This is a genomic window from Aureispira sp. CCB-QB1 (assembly GCF_000724545.1).
Lineage (GTDB): Bacteria > Bacteroidota > Bacteroidia > Chitinophagales > Saprospiraceae > Aureispira.
The window spans coordinates 180126-197583 of record NZ_JHBV01000029.1 but is presented as its reverse complement, the minus strand read 5'-3'; the positions used below and the strand labels follow the sequence as shown (position 1 = coordinate 197583).

Annotated in this window: 12 protein-coding genes; 4 read left to right on the top strand and 8 right to left on the bottom strand. The window is 35.3% G+C overall.

From position 1 onward, the window contains the following. The first annotated feature begins 121 nt into the window (after positions 1-121). Positions 122-1288 carry a hypothetical protein gene (locus CG11_RS14450; RefSeq protein WP_052597408.1) on the top strand — a complete coding sequence of 389 codons (1167 nt, stop codon included), beginning with the start codon at positions 122-124 and terminating at the stop codon, positions 1286-1288. A gap of 86 nt (positions 1289-1374) precedes the next feature. On the opposite strand, the gene CG11_RS14445 is transcribed toward CG11_RS14450, so the two are convergent. Continuing rightward, on the bottom strand, positions 1375-1596 hold the full coding sequence (locus tag CG11_RS14445; RefSeq protein WP_052597406.1) for a DUF2795 domain-containing protein: 222 nt from the start codon (positions 1594-1596) through the stop codon (positions 1375-1377). A gap of 482 nt (positions 1597-2078) precedes the next feature. Between CG11_RS14445 and CG11_RS14440 the strand changes: the two genes are divergently transcribed. Next, on the top strand, positions 2079-4100 hold the full coding sequence (locus CG11_RS14440; protein WP_052597404.1) for a T9SS type A sorting domain-containing protein: 2022 nt from the start codon (positions 2079-2081) through the stop codon (positions 4098-4100). A gap of 258 nt (positions 4101-4358) precedes the next feature. Here CG11_RS14440 and CG11_RS14435 read toward each other — a convergent pair whose 3' ends face one another. Next, entirely contained in the window at positions 4359-5396 is a 1038-nt protein-coding gene (locus tag CG11_RS14435) for an SMP-30/gluconolactonase/LRE family protein (RefSeq protein ID WP_197043853.1), read from the bottom strand. A 314-nt stretch (positions 5397-5710) separates the two neighbouring features. Here CG11_RS14435 and CG11_RS14430 point away from each other — a divergent pair, with 314 nt between their 5' ends. Beyond that, entirely contained in the window at positions 5711-7105 is a 1395-nt protein-coding gene (locus tag CG11_RS14430; RefSeq protein WP_052597400.1) for a hypothetical protein, read from the top strand. A 137-nt stretch (positions 7106-7242) separates the two neighbouring features. Here the strand turns inward: CG11_RS14430 and CG11_RS14425 are convergent, their stop codons facing one another. The 6 genes from CG11_RS14425 to miaB all read right to left on the bottom strand — a co-directional run bounded on the left by CG11_RS14425 (position 7243) and on the right by miaB (position 13452). Continuing rightward, entirely contained in the window at positions 7243-8535 is a 1293-nt protein-coding gene (locus CG11_RS14425; RefSeq protein ID WP_052597398.1) for a sigma-54-dependent Fis family transcriptional regulator, read from the bottom strand. Between the two features lie 6 nt (positions 8536-8541). Next, positions 8542-10182, bottom strand: a complete 1641-nt coding sequence (locus CG11_RS14420; RefSeq protein ID WP_052597395.1) for a hypothetical protein — start codon at positions 10180-10182, stop codon at positions 8542-8544. A gap of 218 nt (positions 10183-10400) precedes the next feature. Further along, complete coding sequence (locus tag CG11_RS14415) at positions 10401-11006, bottom strand: hypothetical protein (RefSeq protein ID WP_156039782.1); 606 nt, start codon at positions 11004-11006, stop codon at positions 10401-10403. 38 nt (positions 11007-11044) lie between these two features. Continuing rightward, a complete protein-coding gene (locus tag CG11_RS14410) occupies positions 11045-11518 on the bottom strand; it encodes a GNAT family N-acetyltransferase (RefSeq protein WP_197043852.1) in 474 nt (157 codons plus the stop codon). After that, positions 11497-11988 (bottom strand): GNAT family N-acetyltransferase, encoded by a 492-nt coding sequence (locus CG11_RS14405; protein WP_052597391.1) that lies wholly within the window; start codon positions 11986-11988, stop codon positions 11497-11499. The genes CG11_RS14410 and CG11_RS14405 overlap by 22 nt, the downstream gene beginning before the upstream one ends. A 12-nt stretch (positions 11989-12000) precedes the next feature. Next, on the bottom strand, positions 12001-13452 hold the full coding sequence (gene miaB, locus CG11_RS14400) for a tRNA (N6-isopentenyl adenosine(37)-C2)-methylthiotransferase MiaB (RefSeq protein WP_052597389.1): 1452 nt from the start codon (positions 13450-13452) through the stop codon (positions 12001-12003). An 855-nt stretch (positions 13453-14307) separates the two neighbouring features. Between miaB and CG11_RS14395 the strand changes: the two genes are divergently transcribed. Next, entirely contained in the window at positions 14308-17457 is a 3150-nt protein-coding gene (locus tag CG11_RS14395) for an AAA domain-containing protein (RefSeq protein WP_052597388.1), read from the top strand. Position 17458 lies beyond the last annotated feature (1 nt).

The following is a 17458-nucleotide window of genomic DNA, read 5'->3' as shown; positions in this document are numbered from 1 at the left end:
AGAATCGTAGTTTATTTTATAAAGGAGATATTGTTTTATAATAATTTGCAGACAGACTTATTGAAAAATAAGCCTATATTTAGTTGTAAGTTTCGTTTCCATACACACCTAAATTAAAAATATGAATACTATAAAAACTCTACTAACAATCTATTTTTTGTTTTACCTTTCCAATCTTTTTGCGATTGATGGATTGTTATTGGTAACAACAGATTATACATTTCAAGATAAATGGTATAAAACGGTTAGTACTACTATTCCCCAAATAATGACCACAAAAACAGTTTTTAAAGGGCAAAATACATTTATTGCTGTTGTTGCTGGAGATTTTGGATTAGACGAGAATGGAAAAGTTAATGCTGTCTATGATATTGTTATCACAACGCCAAAAAGAAAAGAATTTTTAAAAGAAACGGACTTGCCTATTCTGTCTGACAAAAAAATAAATCCTAAATACCTCCAAATGGGAGATGCTATTCTTAAAGTTGCATTTGGAGAGAAAGATTTATTTGGAAAATATAAGGTTAAAATAAAAATAAGAGATTTAGTATCAGGTAAATCTAAGGTTTTGAAATCAGAGCTTGTTGTACAACAACTGCCAGCTTATGATGCTTTTAAGGTAAAGGGGGAAGAAGGATTTAATAAATGGATGCAAGGTTATTATAGAGATCAACGACCTGAAGCAGCTATCGCCCATTATATCTATTATGCTAAGAGCGAAATGTCGGAAAACGAGAATTCTTTTTTGCCTGTTTTTTCAGCAATGCTAGAGATTGTTAATCACAATAAATTTTTGCTGCATCAAATTCTAAATGCCTATCAAAAAGAGGATGAGAATACACGGTTTCATTTAATTTACTTATTGTACTATAGTGACTTAGAAGCAGAGGAATTTTTAGAAAACTTAAAAGGAATTGAATCCGAAGCTTATGTAGAACTACAGAAATCTGCTTTACCGAATCCCTACGATGTTATTATTAACCCCGCACAATTGGATATGTTGTGGTGTGAGTTTATGTTTAGTGGAAGTTACAAATCAATATTACGTTTGATTCAAACCCTGGACTATGTAAAATACGAAGGAGGGATAGAAGCCTATGGTGAATCTGAACAGACAGAAGAAGATAAAACGAATCTAATTAACGACGCAATATATGATGCTTTGGTTTGGTCTTTTACTAGTAACTGTGAGCAACATCCGCTAGTTAAGAAATATGCCTTATGGGCATTAGAGAACGAACCGCTTTCGGTTGCACAAAAAGAAGAATTAAGCAAAATATTAAACTAGTGTTATAAAAAGTTAGTAGACTAATGACAAAAAGAGCGCTGAATTATTTAATTCAGCGCTCTTCCTATTGTTAGTATTTTCAGATCTTAATACTCGTCTTCTGGGAAGAAGAAATCTGATTTTGTTGGAAAGTCAGCCCAAATATCTTCAATGCCCTCATATACTTCGCCTTCGTCTTCAAGAGCTTGAAGATTTTCGATTACTTCAATAGGCGCACCAGAACGAATTGCGTAGTCAATTAACTCATCGCGAGTTGCTGGCCAAGGAGCATCTTGTAGGTGAGAGGCTAATTCTAAAGTCCAATACATAATATAGTATAATTTTAGTTTTTAAATTCAATTGTTAAGGTTCCTCAACCATGTTATAATATGGCTGTTGTTAGAAACGCTGCAAATGTAAAAAAGTTAATGTGAAATTGTATAACCTAACGTACTTTTTTTCAAAAGGTTGCTTTTTTTCTTTTTTTTTAGTCAAATAAAGCATTTATAAGCTATTTATTAAGGTAAACAGATGAAGAATAGAAAAAGTTTTGAAGCTTTATATTTTACTCATTAAATGTTTTTTTTACTAAATGTTAATAGCTTTTTCATAGAAAGAAGTTAGACTTTTTAGATTTTTAATTGGTTGATCATTATGTTTTTAGTTAAGAGTGGGCTTCGTTTGAGTTTAGATTATGGCGAAAAAAAGATGAATTAAGGGATGAAGTATTTTATACTTTTGAGTAGTAAAAAATATTAAAATCCCCCTTTTGTAAGTGAAATTATCTTTTTTATTAAAATCTAAATTTCTTATGAAGAAACTACTATTAATTTTGATCAGTTTGTGTTTTATTTTAACTGCCTATGGGCAACCTTCGGGTAATTCAGGACAGTTAACAGCAATTGAAAAAGTGCAAGGAGATGGCAAGCCTTATGGTTATTATGAATATTTGCCACAAAATTATACTTCAGGGCAAGTTTATCCACTTGTTTTATTCCTACATGGTCGAGGAGAACGAGGTAGTGGGCAGCTTCCTGATTTGAATAGAGTATTGAGACATGGACCAATGAAGCGAATCGGTCAGGCGATTAGCAATCCTAATGGAGGTTCTGGTAGACATTTTCCTGCTATTATTATTGCTCCACAAACATCGTCAAGGCATATGCCTATCTTATTGGAACAATTGATTGACTATTTATTAAATGTGGGTTACCCAATTGATGTTAGCCGAATTTATGTCACTGGATTAAGTGCAGGAGGGGGCTCTGTGTGGAAATTTGGAGAGGCTTATCCCAATTTGGTGGCAGCGATGGTGCCTATTTGTGGAGCAGATAAGGTAGCGGACCCATCCCCGCATCTTCAAAGTGTGCCAATTTGGGCATTTCATAATTTTGGAGATAAAGTAGTAAAAATTCCTTTTACAGCACAAAATGTAGATAGAATAGCAAATGTAGGTGGTCCTACAATCCTCAGAGAAGGGTACTTGTATCCTTATACTTACCCGAACCCAAATGACCCTAATGAATTGGGACCAGCAACAACAGACCAAACATTTCAGTTTGATGGAACTAGTTTTAGCATCGCATCAGGTGTGCATTCTCCTACTCAAAACCTTGCTTTTACTTTATACAAAGCATCGGGGCACAATGCTTGGTCGGCTGCGTATTACAACGATAATATGTGGGCATGGTTATTTGCTCAAAGCAAATCTGTTGTTGTCCCTAATGTTCCGCCTGTTGCGGATGCGGGAGCAGATATACATATTACAAGCCCACAAAATGCAGTTACTTTAGATGGGACTGGGAGCTTAGATAGTGATGGTACCATTACTTCTTACCAATGGCGTTTGTTGAGTGGGCCAGTTAGTACTTCTGGTAATCCAATATTAATCAACTTTAGTTATACTCCGAATACGATATTAGCAACAGCCCCTTGGAATAATACGCTTGGTCAAGTATCTGTAGGAACAACTATTAATAATTTGGTTGATGATCAAAATAATCCAACAGGAGTTACTTTGCATCTCTTGGATGCTTGGAGCACTAAGCTAAGCGGACTTTCTACAGGAAATAATTCTGGAGTAATGCCAGATGCTGTTATAGCATCTACTTATTGGATACGTAGTAGAGGTGTTGCTAGAAAAATTATCGTTGATGGTTTGGCTCCAAATGGTTTGTATGATTTTACATTTTATGGTGGGAGAAATGGAACAGGAAATAAAACAACTCGTTACACAATAGGGAGTCAATCTGGAATTCTTAATGCAACAAACAATACAACGCAAGCAGTTATTCTCAATGATGTTGAGGCGGATGCTTCTGGGGAAATTTTATTTGAAGTAGATACTGCCAATGGAGCAGAATATGCTTATTTGAATGGATTGATTATAAGTCCAAAGGCTTCTGTTGTTTCGCTTCAAACGCCACAAAATGTCACGACTATGGTGAATAATTTAGCAGCAGGAACCTATGTGTTTGAATTGGAGGTAATGGATGACCAAGGAGCAACTCACACAGATCAAGTTTCAGTGACAATTGCCAATCCATCTATGAGAAAAAGTTCACAACACTCTATTGTTATCAAGGAAGACCATGTTACTGCAAATGTATTTCCCAATCCTGTTGAAACAGAAGTATATCTAACCAATGTGGCACCAGATATTGAACAAATTATTGTTACAGATATTTCAGGAAAGCTTATGTATCAAGCTAACTCTGTGAATGGAAATTATAAAATTTCAATGGCTGATTGGAAAGAAGGAATTTATTTTATTGCCTTGATGAATGCAGAAAAAGTAGTTGAGACTAAAAAAATTATAAAGAGAGGAAAATAAATCGAAAGGTTTAGTAAGGGCAAAAAAAATGGGTTGGTCATTTCCCCCGAGCAGACCAACCCTGTTAGGTTTGATTACCCCACCAAACCTAAGCTATGAAAACCATTATATTTAATTACTAAAATTTAATTTTAGTAGTGTTTTTTTTAAAGAAGATCAAGTGTTTTTTTTGATCTAGTCCCAATGTCAGACTTTTTCTTTTTTTTTGCAAGAAAAAAGACATAAAAATATAGATTTATTTAACGAAGGCTTAAAGTACTATTTTTTAGAAACCTTATTTTCTCGCTTAATGCGTAATATATAGGGTTGATAAACTTGCGCAATATATAGATGATTTTTGTAGCTAACAGCAGTTGATGCAGCACTAATTTGCTTCCCATCGTTAGAATATGCCACTTCTTTGGTTCCATCAGTAGTATTTACACTATAAACAACGCTAGGAGCTATCTTGGATGAGTCCTTGAAATGAGCAAAAAACTTAAATGCTTTGAGATGTGCAGGAATTAAGAGTTCTTTGTTTTGACCTAATCTTATATTGTCTCCGCCGACCAATTGAGTAACTTTTTCTCGATTAATCAAATTTCCATCTGCTTTAATACTGTACTTAAATAGAGTATGCTGGCGTGTGGTACTTGCGTATAAATAACGCTCTTTGGATGTAATATACAAGCCATTTGGGTACGCCAATTTAGAAGCAACTTTTGCCCAACCACCTTGCTCATCACAAAAAACGATGCTACCTGATTTTGCTTTAAAAAGCAAGGCGAGTTGATTGCCTCGTTTCTTTTGGTCAATACTAGTATAGAAGCCTCCTTTTTTTAAGGCAACAACAGTATTAGGGGAGTTCATTAATATATTTTGATAGGCTTTTACAAATTTAAGTTGTTGCTCGTTTACTTCATATTTGTAAACATAGTGTTTGTCTCTTTGCTCGTCATGAGAAACGATAAATAAATACACTTTTCCATTTTGACGAATCAAGTCAAATCCATGTGGTTGAAAAACGAGTGTGTCGGGTTCGTTGACCCGTAGGAGAGGACGACTGATTAAAGAATCTTTGTCCAAATCAATGGCATAAATATTCCCATTAGGAATACTATCTTTTAAGCGGCGATTGGTGCAAGAAACCAGTAATCTAGGGTGTTGACATGAAATAGTATCTAAGAGTATATCTTCGGGACCTGCCCCTGTAGCAATACGCTCAGAAGATTTGTGTGTGTTTTTGGGTACCGAAACACAGGCAAGACAGATGGAAAAATAAGCGATAGAAATTAGATAATAAGTAAGTTTATACATATTCATTAAGCTTTTTATTAAGTAATAGTAATAGGGGGGTACTAATGTACGAATCATTACTGTTTAAAAGATAAAAATAGAAATATGTATTGCATAAATATTTCTAGAATACCTGTTAGATGAACTTGTAATTAAGGTTATAATTTTTTATGTTTACACGATTTTAGTACCCTATCTATTAAGTATATGGCATTTTATAAGAGTCTTTTGAGGAGGCGTAATGTTTTTACGACTAAAAAAAGGATACTTATTTTATGTCCTCTTTATTACTGTAAGCATACTATTCTTTTGCTTTTAAAACAAACGGAATCTTTATGAGGATATCAAATAAACAATATATTCTTCTTTTCTTTCTTCTTTCTATTGTACTATGTATTCCAGCTTTTTATAATGGTTTTCCCTTGTTTTTTACCGACTCATTGGGGTATATTATTTCAGGATTTGAAGGAAAAGCAGGCAATACACGATTGTGGCTGTATGGCGGTTTTATACGACACGTTAGTTTATGGGAGTCTTTGTGGTTGGTTTTATTGGCACAGGGAATTATTTTGATAGGAGCTATTCACTTGATTTTTAAATACTTTTTCCCTAGCAAATACTTAGCAGTTTCTTTGACTTCTTATATTTGCATGATTGCAGCAACAACGGCAGCTTCTTTTCACGTTAGCATGCTAATGCCAGATATTTTTACTCCAATTGTCCTACTCAGTTTCTGTCTTTTATTACTAGCAACCAATATATCAAGAAGAGATTTTGGAATAGCAGTCTTTTTATTTCTTCTATCTTCAGGAATGCATAATTCGCATACGTTGTTAAATCTAATTCTACTTTTGGTAGTGTTGTTGGGAAGGTTCTTGAAAGGAGGGAAAGCTAGGTACCAACAATTGGGGATTACAGGTCGAAAATTGGCATTTATGATGGCTCTGGTAGGAGGGAGTTATCTAACAACTTGTACCATTCAATACAGTCGAGGTGGAGGCTTTGTTGGAACTGAAGGCGGAGGAATATTTTTGTTTGCTCGATTGTGTGATTTTGGTCTAGCCCAAAGCTATTTAGAAGAAAATTGCACGGAATTCGACCATGATATTTGCGGGCATATAAAGTCATTGGGTTTGGGACGGTATTTTTTATGGTCGACAGGAAGTTATTTGAACAAGAAGGATTTATGGCATTGGTCGGATGAAAAAGTAGCCTTTTACAATGAGTTATGTTGGAAAATTTTAACCCAGCCCAAGTATTTAAAAAAGTATATTATTCGTAGTTTAGAAGCCACCTTGATGCAGCTCTCTTTTTTTGATTATAACAATCAGGAAGATATGGGGAATACCAAAGGTCACCCATTTATGGCTCCCATAAAACCTTATTTTCCTACCTATTATTTGGCAGGGCAAGACAGTCGCCAAGTTCTAAAAACATATACAGAGCAGGAAGTATATGTCGCTAATTTTGTGCAAAAGGTTGTGTTATATTTATCTGCGTTTATTGTTTTGATGGCTTTCTTTTTTTATAGAGGTTATTCAGAACAAGAAAAGGCATTGGCTACACTGCTAATTTTGGGAATTTTGGTAAATGCATTTATTGTTGCTTCAACTTCTGGTGTTTATGATCGTTATAATAGCCGAGTAGCTTGGTTGATTACCTTACCTGCTTTTGGATTGGTATGGAATATTCTGAAAACAAGAAAAGCAAGAGATAAAAAGTTGATTTAAAATAGCACCAAAAATAAGATCGTATTATTGATCGTTGGTTTATCTTTGGTGCTATATCAGAATATTTTATCAAGAGAAAATGAGGCAAAATCAATTGCATTTATAAAACTAATACAAGGCGCTACTGCGTGGTTTCATTAAGCCTCAATTTCATATTGACGAATTTTTCGATACAATGTCCGTTCTGAAATGCCGAGTTCCTTTGCCGCTTCTTTGCGCTTTCCTCGATGTTTGGCTAGCGCTTTTTTGATTAATTCTTGCTCCATATCTTCAATGGATAAGGATTCTTCAATTTCTTCCACATCGCTATATTTATTACTAACAGGTCGTTCAGAATTGATGACAATAGGAGTATGTTTGCTATTGTGTTCCTCGTAATTTTCTTCCTCATAGTCCGAGTTGTTAAAGCTAGCCTTGGTTTGAGCTTGAAAACTGGGGACAGGCGTTAGACTCGAAGCTGTTGTGCCATTAGGCATTTGAAGATTATTGGTATGCGCAATTTCGGCAATCAATGTTTTTAGATCAGCCAAATCTTTTTTCATTTCATACAAAAACTTGAACAAAATCTCCCGTTCATAAAAACCAGAACCTGCAGCATTATCAAACCCACCTCCAAATTGATTGCTGATTGCTGGCAAGTTTCTATCCAATGCTTTAGGAATAAATTGCAAGAGTTCGTCCGCTGTAATTGTCTTGTTATCGGACAGTGCAGAAACTTGTAAGGCGATATTTTTTAGCTCCCGAATATTACCTGGCCAACTATAATTTTCTAATAGTAGCTGGGCTCGTTCGTCCAAACGAACGGGAGTCGTTTTATAACGTTCTGCAAAGTCAGCTGCAAATTTTCGGAACAAAATGTGAATATCTTCTGAACGATCTTTTAATGGAGGAACCTTGATGGGAACCGTATTGAGTCGATAGTACAAATCTTCTCTAAATTTCCCTTGCTGTACATTCTCCAGTAGCTTAACATTAGTGGCTGCAATGACCCGAACATCTGTTTTTTCAACTTTGTTGGAACCCATTTTGACAAACTCACCTTGTTCCAAAACACGCAGTAAGAACTGTTGTAGTTTGGCAGGCATTTCTCCAATTTCATCTAAGAAAATAGTTCCACCATTGACCGTTTCAAAATAACCTTTTCGTTCTGTTGTTGCTCCTGTAAAGGCATTTTTAGTATGCCCAAAGAGTTCAGAATACAACGTGCTTTCGGGCAAAGCACCACAGTTAATGGCAATAAATTTTTGATGCTTTCGACTCGATAAATTGTGTATAATTTTGGAAAAAGATTCTTTTCCAACACCACTTGCCCCCTCTATGAGTACAGATAAATCTGTTGGTGCCACTTGTACGGCTATTTGCAAGGCATGATTTAAGGTTGGAGAATTACCTATAATTCCAAAACGTTGTTTAATTGATTGTAAATTCATATAGTATTATCTGTGTTCAGATGTATAAAATGAGTAAGTATATCGAATGACTTTTTCTTCACCGGCTTTCAATTTTAGCTCCCAGCATACATCCGTTTTTTTATTTAAAGTATAGCCAAACTGCACCCTTGGAGCCAATTGCCATTCAAGGTTGGATTTATCCAATTCACCAGCAATAGCACGTTTTAGGTCTAGGCGGATGGCTTTGTTTTTGTAATTATGAACCGTTACTTCTGCTTCAACCTCTACTAAATCATTATAATAAGTATAATTTCCCTTCTTTAAGCTTTTTTTATTGGGAGTACGATTGGTTTCTTTTTCTAAAAAGCGGACACTAACATCAGGTGCTTCCGTAAGTTTGACAGAAATATCATCTTTCTGGGAAGTATAGCCCAATTTATCTTGGCTAATAGGAGCTTGTTGGTTTTTATCATTTTTTAAAACGAGTGCAGAACCAGCTGTCCACGTAAACTTAGAATTGTTGGTTAGTTTAATGGTATGAACAACAGGATTTTCTTTTTTTATGAAGCTATATTCTAAGGCATAGGTAATGTTATTGTCTGATAGAACTGCTTCATAAATATGCTCTACGGGAACATCAACTGTGAAAATATCAAAGAAAGCTCGTTCCCCTTTTTTTAGAACAACATCATTGAGTGTATAAAAATATAGATCTTCCATAGCAGTAGCCTCGCCAAAAGAGGGAGCAGGTGAGGCGGTCGTTGTATTGCCCGAAAAAGTAGTTGGACTGTTGTAGACCGTTTCATTGAACTGGTTTTGAGGAATCGCAATGTTACCAAATGCTTGAACGTTATTGGCAAATCCTCCAATATGAATGTCTAAAAAATTAATTAATTCAGAAATGCTTGTAGCATATTTAAAATTGGGAACACCGGCTACTAAATTAAGTTTTTTGGTGCTGATGTCTTCTGCTTCATTCAAAACGGTAGACCGAAGGGATAATTTGGCTTTATTTTCTTCAATCAATTCAATTTTATAATCGGGTTTCCAAGCCAAACCATTGCATAAATACATCATATCCAAAGCCTGTTTGGGTTTATCTGATTTAAAATCAATTTGCAGAGCAGGCAATTGTTTTGACTGAGTATAGTCATAAGTAAATTGAGGCGTGTTAGAAAATTCGATGTGCATCAACCCATTAATACTGCTCTCTTTGAATACCATAGTTTTACCTTCTTTGGTAATTAAAGCGAATAATGGAGCTTTTAGATTGGGAGCATCGGGTTTCTTTTTGGGCGTTACTTGCATGAATAAAATTTTCCCTGTGTACAGCGTATCTTTAAAATATAGTGTTGCTGTTTTTCCATCGTTCAAAGCTAGCATGGCAGCAAAATCACTAGCTACTGCTTGCTCTTTTGTTTTAATGGTTTTTTTGTAAGCTTTTACCAATTTAAAATCATTGTCAGGAGAGTTGAGCCAAAACGTTCCGTTTAAAGCGGCGGGAATGGTATCTCCTAAAATCAGCCAACTATTGTTTTGGGTAGCAACAGTTCCTTTTTTTACAAAGAATGCAGTTTTGTTCTTAAAAATAGAAACAGATTCAATGTTCAATCCTTCTTGAGCTTGCGTTGTAATACAAACTAATAGGCAGATTAAAAATGTTGATAAACTTGATTTTGAAGGCATAATTTTGTGGCTTGAAACGAATAATTAAATTAAGTAGAGGAGTTTTTTATCATTACTCCGTTGAAAAATCGTATTAGTTTGATTATTAGTAAGATGTACTTTCGCCAACCTTTATACTAAAAAACTGATAATCAAACTAATGCAAGATGCTTTTTTATGTTTTTACTTCGTGAGCCTACGGGTTCGTAGAAAAACTAAAAAATCAACGGAGTATTATTTTATTGAATCTCTAGAATTCCATCCTTGCTACTAATGAAAAGTATTTTGGGCTTCTCCTCGTCTAGTGCTCTTTTGGCTTTGGCATAAGCTCCAATTTGTTGAGGACTAGGATTGATGCTCAATTCAGTTGGATGTACAAAAGTATATATTCCATAACCATTTCCGTACACCGACCAACCTTCTACCTGATCCAAGTCGCTAATGGTAAAATCCCAGTTAGTATCTGCAATCGTTTTAGGTTTGTATTGTGCTAAATAGCGTAAAGCAGATTGTTGAATATCAGGAATCGTATCTATGTAATCAAAAATAATATACGTTCCATTTTTGAATAAAACCCAATCTTTGTAGCTAGGAATAATAGCTGCTTGTACATACCCCAATAGTTCTTTAGGTGCTATCATCAAATCTTGATTCACAACAGCGGGAGCCATGTCTTCAATGGGCTGATTGGTCATGGTGCCAGACGATTTACGAGGTGTTGTTGTTGCAGGAGGCGATTCGGGAAGTGTTGAAATTGGATCCTGTTCGATTGGAGTAGGTTGTTGGTTGCAACTATACAACAATAAAAGTATAAGAGAGAGAGAAAAGAAGAGTGATTTTATCATTGTAAGAATATTTTAATTAACGTGTTTAGGATTAGGAGCTATTGTTCAATTGTTTTTTTTAGCATGATCATATGGTTCAAAAGAATTCCTTTTTCGTAAATAGGCGTTGGATAATTATCAATAAAAAAATTCTTTTTGATGTCATCAATTTCAAATCCCTCTTTTTGGTACAAATACAACTGTTTGAAGGCCGTATTAGCAGTACCTATAAGAATGGTTGTATAGGATTGCTCCTTTGCTTTTTGGATGGCATCTCTAATTAACAACGTGCCAATTCCTTTGCCTTGAGCACTTTCTAAAACAGCAATGTTTTTTATTTCTATGCAATGATTGCTGATGGGGAATAAGACATATAAACCAAGCAGCTGCCCTTGGTGTTCAAAGACATAACAATCCGATTGATGGATGTATCGATTAATAGCTTCTATCGTTTCATCAGCAAGCAGTAGCAAATCATAAGGAATTTCTTCTTCCTTAGAACAGCGTCTAGTTATAACATTATATTCAAACAATACGTCAATAGATTTTCAGATGCGCTTGCATCAGCTTGATAAAACTGTTCCTTTTCTAAAATAGCTATAGAAGCCAAATTTTGAGGATGGACAAAAGCTTTTATCGTTTTGCAGTTGGTTGTTCTTACTTCTTGAACCATTGCATGTAGCAACTCTTTGCCATATCCTTTATTCCAAAACATTTTACCAATAGAATACCCAATGGTACAGGTTGGTTCTTGTTTATCATAGGTCAAGACACAAGTGCCAATTAACTCATTGGTATCGTTCTTAACAATCGCCCATCTTTTAGACGAAAAATGGGCAGCTTCCTGCGTTGCCTTTTTAATCATTTGGAGCGCCTCATCTTCGTTTAAGAGAGGAGGATTAGCCCTAAATTTCATCGCTTCTGCATCCGAATAAATGCGAATTAATGCCGTTGTATCTTCTGTTGTTAAGGATCTAAAATGCAATCGTTTACTTGCTTTCATACATGGATTGTATTAAGCCTTGTGCTGCAAGTATTCTGCTTCGTCTACTAATGTTCCTTTTAGAGTAGCAGAAGTGAAGTCGTGAATTTTGACATAGGCATAAGTACCTATTTGGGCATCTTCACGAGGGAAAACGACCATTTTGTTTTGAGAGGTACGCCCTGCCAATTCTTGGTCTGACTTTTTAGAAACTTTCTCAATCAAAATTTTGTGATATTGCCCTACTTCTTTGCGATTGTGCTCAAATGATAGTTGATTTTGCAAACGGATAATTTCATTCAAACGACGTTTTTTAACTTCCAAAGGAACATCGTCTTCGTATTTTTTATGCGCTAGTGTATTGGGACGCTCAGAATAAAAGAACATATAAGACATACTATATTGAGCAATCTCCATGATAGAAAGTGTCTCTTGGTGTTCCTCTTCTGTTTCACCACAGAAACCAGCAATCATATCTGAAGAAATGGCACAATCAGGCATAATTTCGTAGATACGATGTATTTTGTTGATGTACCATTCTCTATCGTAGGTACGATTCATTTTTTTAAGAATATTAGAATTACCAGACTGAACAGGTAGGTGAATGTACTTACAAATATTTTCATATTTTGCCATATTGAACAAGACCTTATCGGTAATGTCCTTGGGGTGTGAAGTAGAAAAACGTACACGCAAATCTGGGCTGACTTTAGCCGTCAATTCTAATAAATCCGCAAAATCAATGGTTTCATCTGTATCTGGATTTTTCCATTTATAAGAATCTACATTTTGACCCAAAAGGGTAACTTCACGAAAACCTCTGTTGAATAAGTCGGTACATTCTGCCAAAATAGAAAAAGGATCACGGCTACGTTCTCGTCCACGAGTGAAAGGAACCACACAGAACGAACACATATTATCACAACCTCTCATGATGGTTACAAAAGCAGTTACTCCATTGCTTCCCAATCGAACAGGATTGATATTTGAATAAGTTTCTTCCCTAGATAGAAATACATTGATTCCTTTATCTCCATCTTCTGCTGTTGCAATCAAGTTGGGAAGATCACGGTAAGCATCTGGTCCGACCACCAAATCCACTAATTTTTCTTGGTCAAGCAATTTTTGCTTCAATCGCTCAGCCATACAACCTAAGACGCCTACTAAAGTACCTGGTTTTTTGTCTTTGATTTTGTCAAAGACACGCAATCGCTTGCGAACGGTATCCTCTGCTTTTTCTCGAATGGAACAAGTATTAATCAAAATCAAATCAGAGTTATCCATGTCCCTAGTTGGAGAATAACCTACCTCAGATAGGATAGAGGCAACAATTTCACTATCACTAAAATTCATCTGGCAACCATAACTCTCAATGTAGAATTTTTTGTTATTGTCATCAGTTTGATTAGCGACTTGCTCTTTGAAGAAAACATCACCTTGTTTGCTTTCGTCTATGTTTTTTATTGTTGGATTGTCGTTGTACATATTTAATTTGTAAAATTCAAAACGCTATAAAGTCGAACAAATAACTTAATTTTTACCTATATCGTTCACAGGATTGGAAACTTATAATTTGTTCTTTAAATTAGAATTACTCCGTTGGAAAATCATATTGTTTACTTCGTGAGGGCTTCGCCGTTGGTTATTAGTAAGATGCAGTTTTATTTGCTTTGATTCTAATAGCCTGATAAGTAAGTTAATACAAGATGCTTTTTTATGTTTTGTATAGAAAAACTAAAAAAACAACAGAGTATTAAGTAATAACACTGCAAAGATACAAAAAAAGAATGCAAAGCTGCCATTTTGTCAGAGAGTTTTTTGTGTCTAATTTCTGATATAGGCTTCTTGTACCAAAGAAAGTGCTTTTTGAGGCAAAATGGTAAATTATTGTTTAGCTTTGTTTGGCTTGTGGAAAGAACTTTATAGGGAGGCTAATGAATAAGGGTATACAATTTATCGTTGTATGGTTCTAAAAGAAAAGACTTAGAATACACAGTAATAGGCTCAAAAATAACACCATAAGTATAGGGAATAAGAATGCACCAACAATCCCAAACAAGGGAAGTATAAAAACAGTCGATTGTTTGAGTAGGTCTTTAAGTAATCGTTCATAAAAATTTATAGGCAAAATAGAATTCTTTTTGCACTGTTCTTCATCAAAAAATCTCGTTTTAGCCCGCTAAAACTTCAATTTTTTTCTTTGAACAGCACTAAAAACAATTACATTTTTAACTATACTTTTTTCTGTCCACTTACTTAAAAGTAAATTTGTTAAACTTATTCTCAGAATAGTCATTAAAATCATCTAGAGGAGACATTATTGTTTTTAATAAAAAGTTAATGCAAATAATTAATCAATATCAAATTAATGAATTGTTTTACGAGGTCAATGAAAGAATAAAACATTGGTTTTGCCATGATGCTAAAGGAGTAAAACATGAACTCTTAACGATTCAACGAACAAAAGAAACAGCTTTTATATTAAAATGTTTGTTTAAATATGAGTTGCCCCTTTTAGTGAACCAATCTATAGAAGGAATACAAAATATTCAAGCGATAGGTTTTGACGAGCACGAACAATGTTACTTTATTGTCTACGAATATTTAGAAGGCTTTGTTCGATTGAGCAGTGGTCGTTCTATGACAAGTTTTCAAAATCTGTTAGACCTAGCAAAAGGCTTGGAGAGCTTGCAGGCGAAACAATATACAACACAAATTATAAGTCCCAATACGATTCGGATTAATTCAGAAGGAAGGGCTGTATTGAGTTATGTGGGACTATGGGACTTGTTTAGAAAAGAAGAGGTATTGCCTGAACGACAACTCTCGCCAGATACACAGGCATTTCTGAAATCCAATCAAAATGATGTCGTCAGCCGCCCTAGTCATCAAGATAATGTGTACGCTTTAATCAAGAGTTTTGAATCGTTCTTAAAAAAAGAACAAAAGCAAATGGTTGTTGGGGCTATTTTACAAAGAGGTTTATTTCCTCAAAGAGCAGACTCTCTAAGTAGTTATTCAGAATTGATAGAATTATTAGAACAAGTTAGCTTTAAAATGCCTTACGATGAGAAACGTCGAGCAATTCGAGTGATTGTGAACCGAAAAGCTATTGATGCCAATACCTTGCGCTTGCTGTTGAAAGAAATGAATCAAAAAGTGTGTTTGGATTTGGCGCATCAGCGTTCGGATAGAGGCTTGATAACAGGGCGTTTTAGTACCGCAAATTGGAACGGGAAATTTGTATTAAATAATGATAAGTCGCTTTTTATTCCACATTGTAATAACGAACGCAACAACCGCGTTTGGGATGCTCCTTACTCTTTTGTGCTGAAAGCTTCTTTTTCAGAATATCCATCTAACTACAATTGCATCCCATTTTTTACTCAAAAGTTCGAGACTCAAAATGACTTGCTCAAATTGCAACGCAAACAGAAAAGTTTGGTGCGTGCTTGGAAGTTATTACCAGAAAAAGAGTTACAACAGTTGGAGCAAAATGCGTTTCAAGTAAACTATAAGCACCGAACTCAAGACGCAGAGGGGCGATTGGTATTTCGACTAAGCGAAACAAGCATCAGTACTTGGGTGAGAGTAGCCGCAATACATCAACAATCAATTGGTTTGTGTGTGGAGAGGCAGTTGGTGGGGCGCTTGGTGGATTATGATAAGATCCAAAAAACCATTGTTTTGGGAGATATACACTGTCTGTTGGAGGAAATTCCTAAGAAAGGAATTTTAAAAGAAGATCTTCGTCAGGAGAGTAGTCAGCTAAGAAAGCAGTTGGAAGCATTGCAAAACTTTGAAGCGTCAAAGATAGTTAATCCTTTGTTGTGTCGGATTCTGGCACGTCCTGAGGTGAATGCTTTTGTCGAGAATCAACCGTTGCAGGAGGAAAATTACCAAGCATTTAGCAAGACTTTGTTTAATCCAAATTTGTGTAACGATAGAACGCAAGCAGAAGCAGTGTTAGAAGCTTTAAATCGGCAGCCACTTTATTTAATTCAAGGACCTCCAGGGACAGGTAAAACAACGGTTATTATTGAGCTTTTGCAGCAAATATTGCAACGAGAAAAAGAAGCCAAAATATTGGTAACTTCTCAATCTAATCTAGCCGTTGATAATGTCTTGGAAGGGATTTTGAAGATAAATAAAAGAACACAAAATAGCTTGCCTTTTATGCGTTTGGCTAGTAAGTATACCTTGAATAAATCCGCTATACCCACAGAAATTATGGCGCATACCTACGAACACAAACTGCAACAATGGATTCAAGAAAAAGAACAAAAATCTGTGGACTATATCAAGGGTTGTTCTCCGTCAGAGCAAAAACAACTGAAGGCAATACAGCAACGTTGGTTTGCTTTTTTGAATGGTGCGAATGTTGATTTAGCAAATGGTAAAAAACAAGCAATGGTGCAAACTGGGCATGGAGCAGTTGACTTTTTAAGTGCTTTGTTGCAAGAAGTTTCCATTGTAGGGGCTACCTGTATGCACATCGCTAGCGGTCAATATCAAAATATGAATTTTGAGTTTGATTATGTTATTATGGATGAAAGTAGCAAAGCGACTCCTTCCGAAACATTGGTTCCTATCAATATGGGGCGAAATATTATTTTAATAGGTGATCATCAACAGTTACCGCCTGTGGTTGCTAAAGATAGAGTACTGAAAGGAGCTTTAAAAAAGACTTTAGTAGATAATGGTTTGGGGGAGGATAGAGATTTTGGAAAAAGTTTATTTGAAACATTAATTGAAGCATTTGAGCAAGATGAGAAACAAAAAGCACACATAAAAATGCTGGCGGTTCAATATCGAATGCCTGCCCAAATTGGAAGTTTGATTTCTAAGTATTTTTATAAGAATACATTGCAAAATGCAGCACCTGAACTATTGAAGCATACTCAGCATGGTTTGAATTTGAAAAAAGATACGTCAATTGTTTTTATAAATACTTCTAATCGTTCTAATCCTAGTGATAATGGAGATTCCGTTCATCGTAGCAATGCTTGTAATGTTGCTGTTATTACTGAATTGTTGACTCAATTAAATACTTTGTATGTGGGGAACAAAGAGCAGGAAAAACCACTTTCAATTGGTGTGATTGCTGGTTATAATGGACAAGTGAAGTTGTTGCGAAAAGCAATTGATCAAAAGAATTACGAAAATTTTGAAGCGTTGATCAGCGTGGATACTGTTGATAAATTTCAAGGGGCTGAACGGGATATTATTATTTATGATATTGTACGAAGTAGCCCTCAAAAGAAAGATGTTATTGGTTTTTTAGAAGATCATCGGCGTATTAATGTTGCTTTTTCGAGAGTCAAACGCTTGCTTTTTATTGTAGGCGACAAAGACTATCTATTAAATAGAGCAATCCTTCATCCACAAAGTGCGGTTAAAATATTTAAATTGCAGCAAATTGTTCAAGCGCTGGATAAAGAGGGACTGGTATATGATGATTTTAGTGACTTGTTAGAGAAAGATTTTTAGA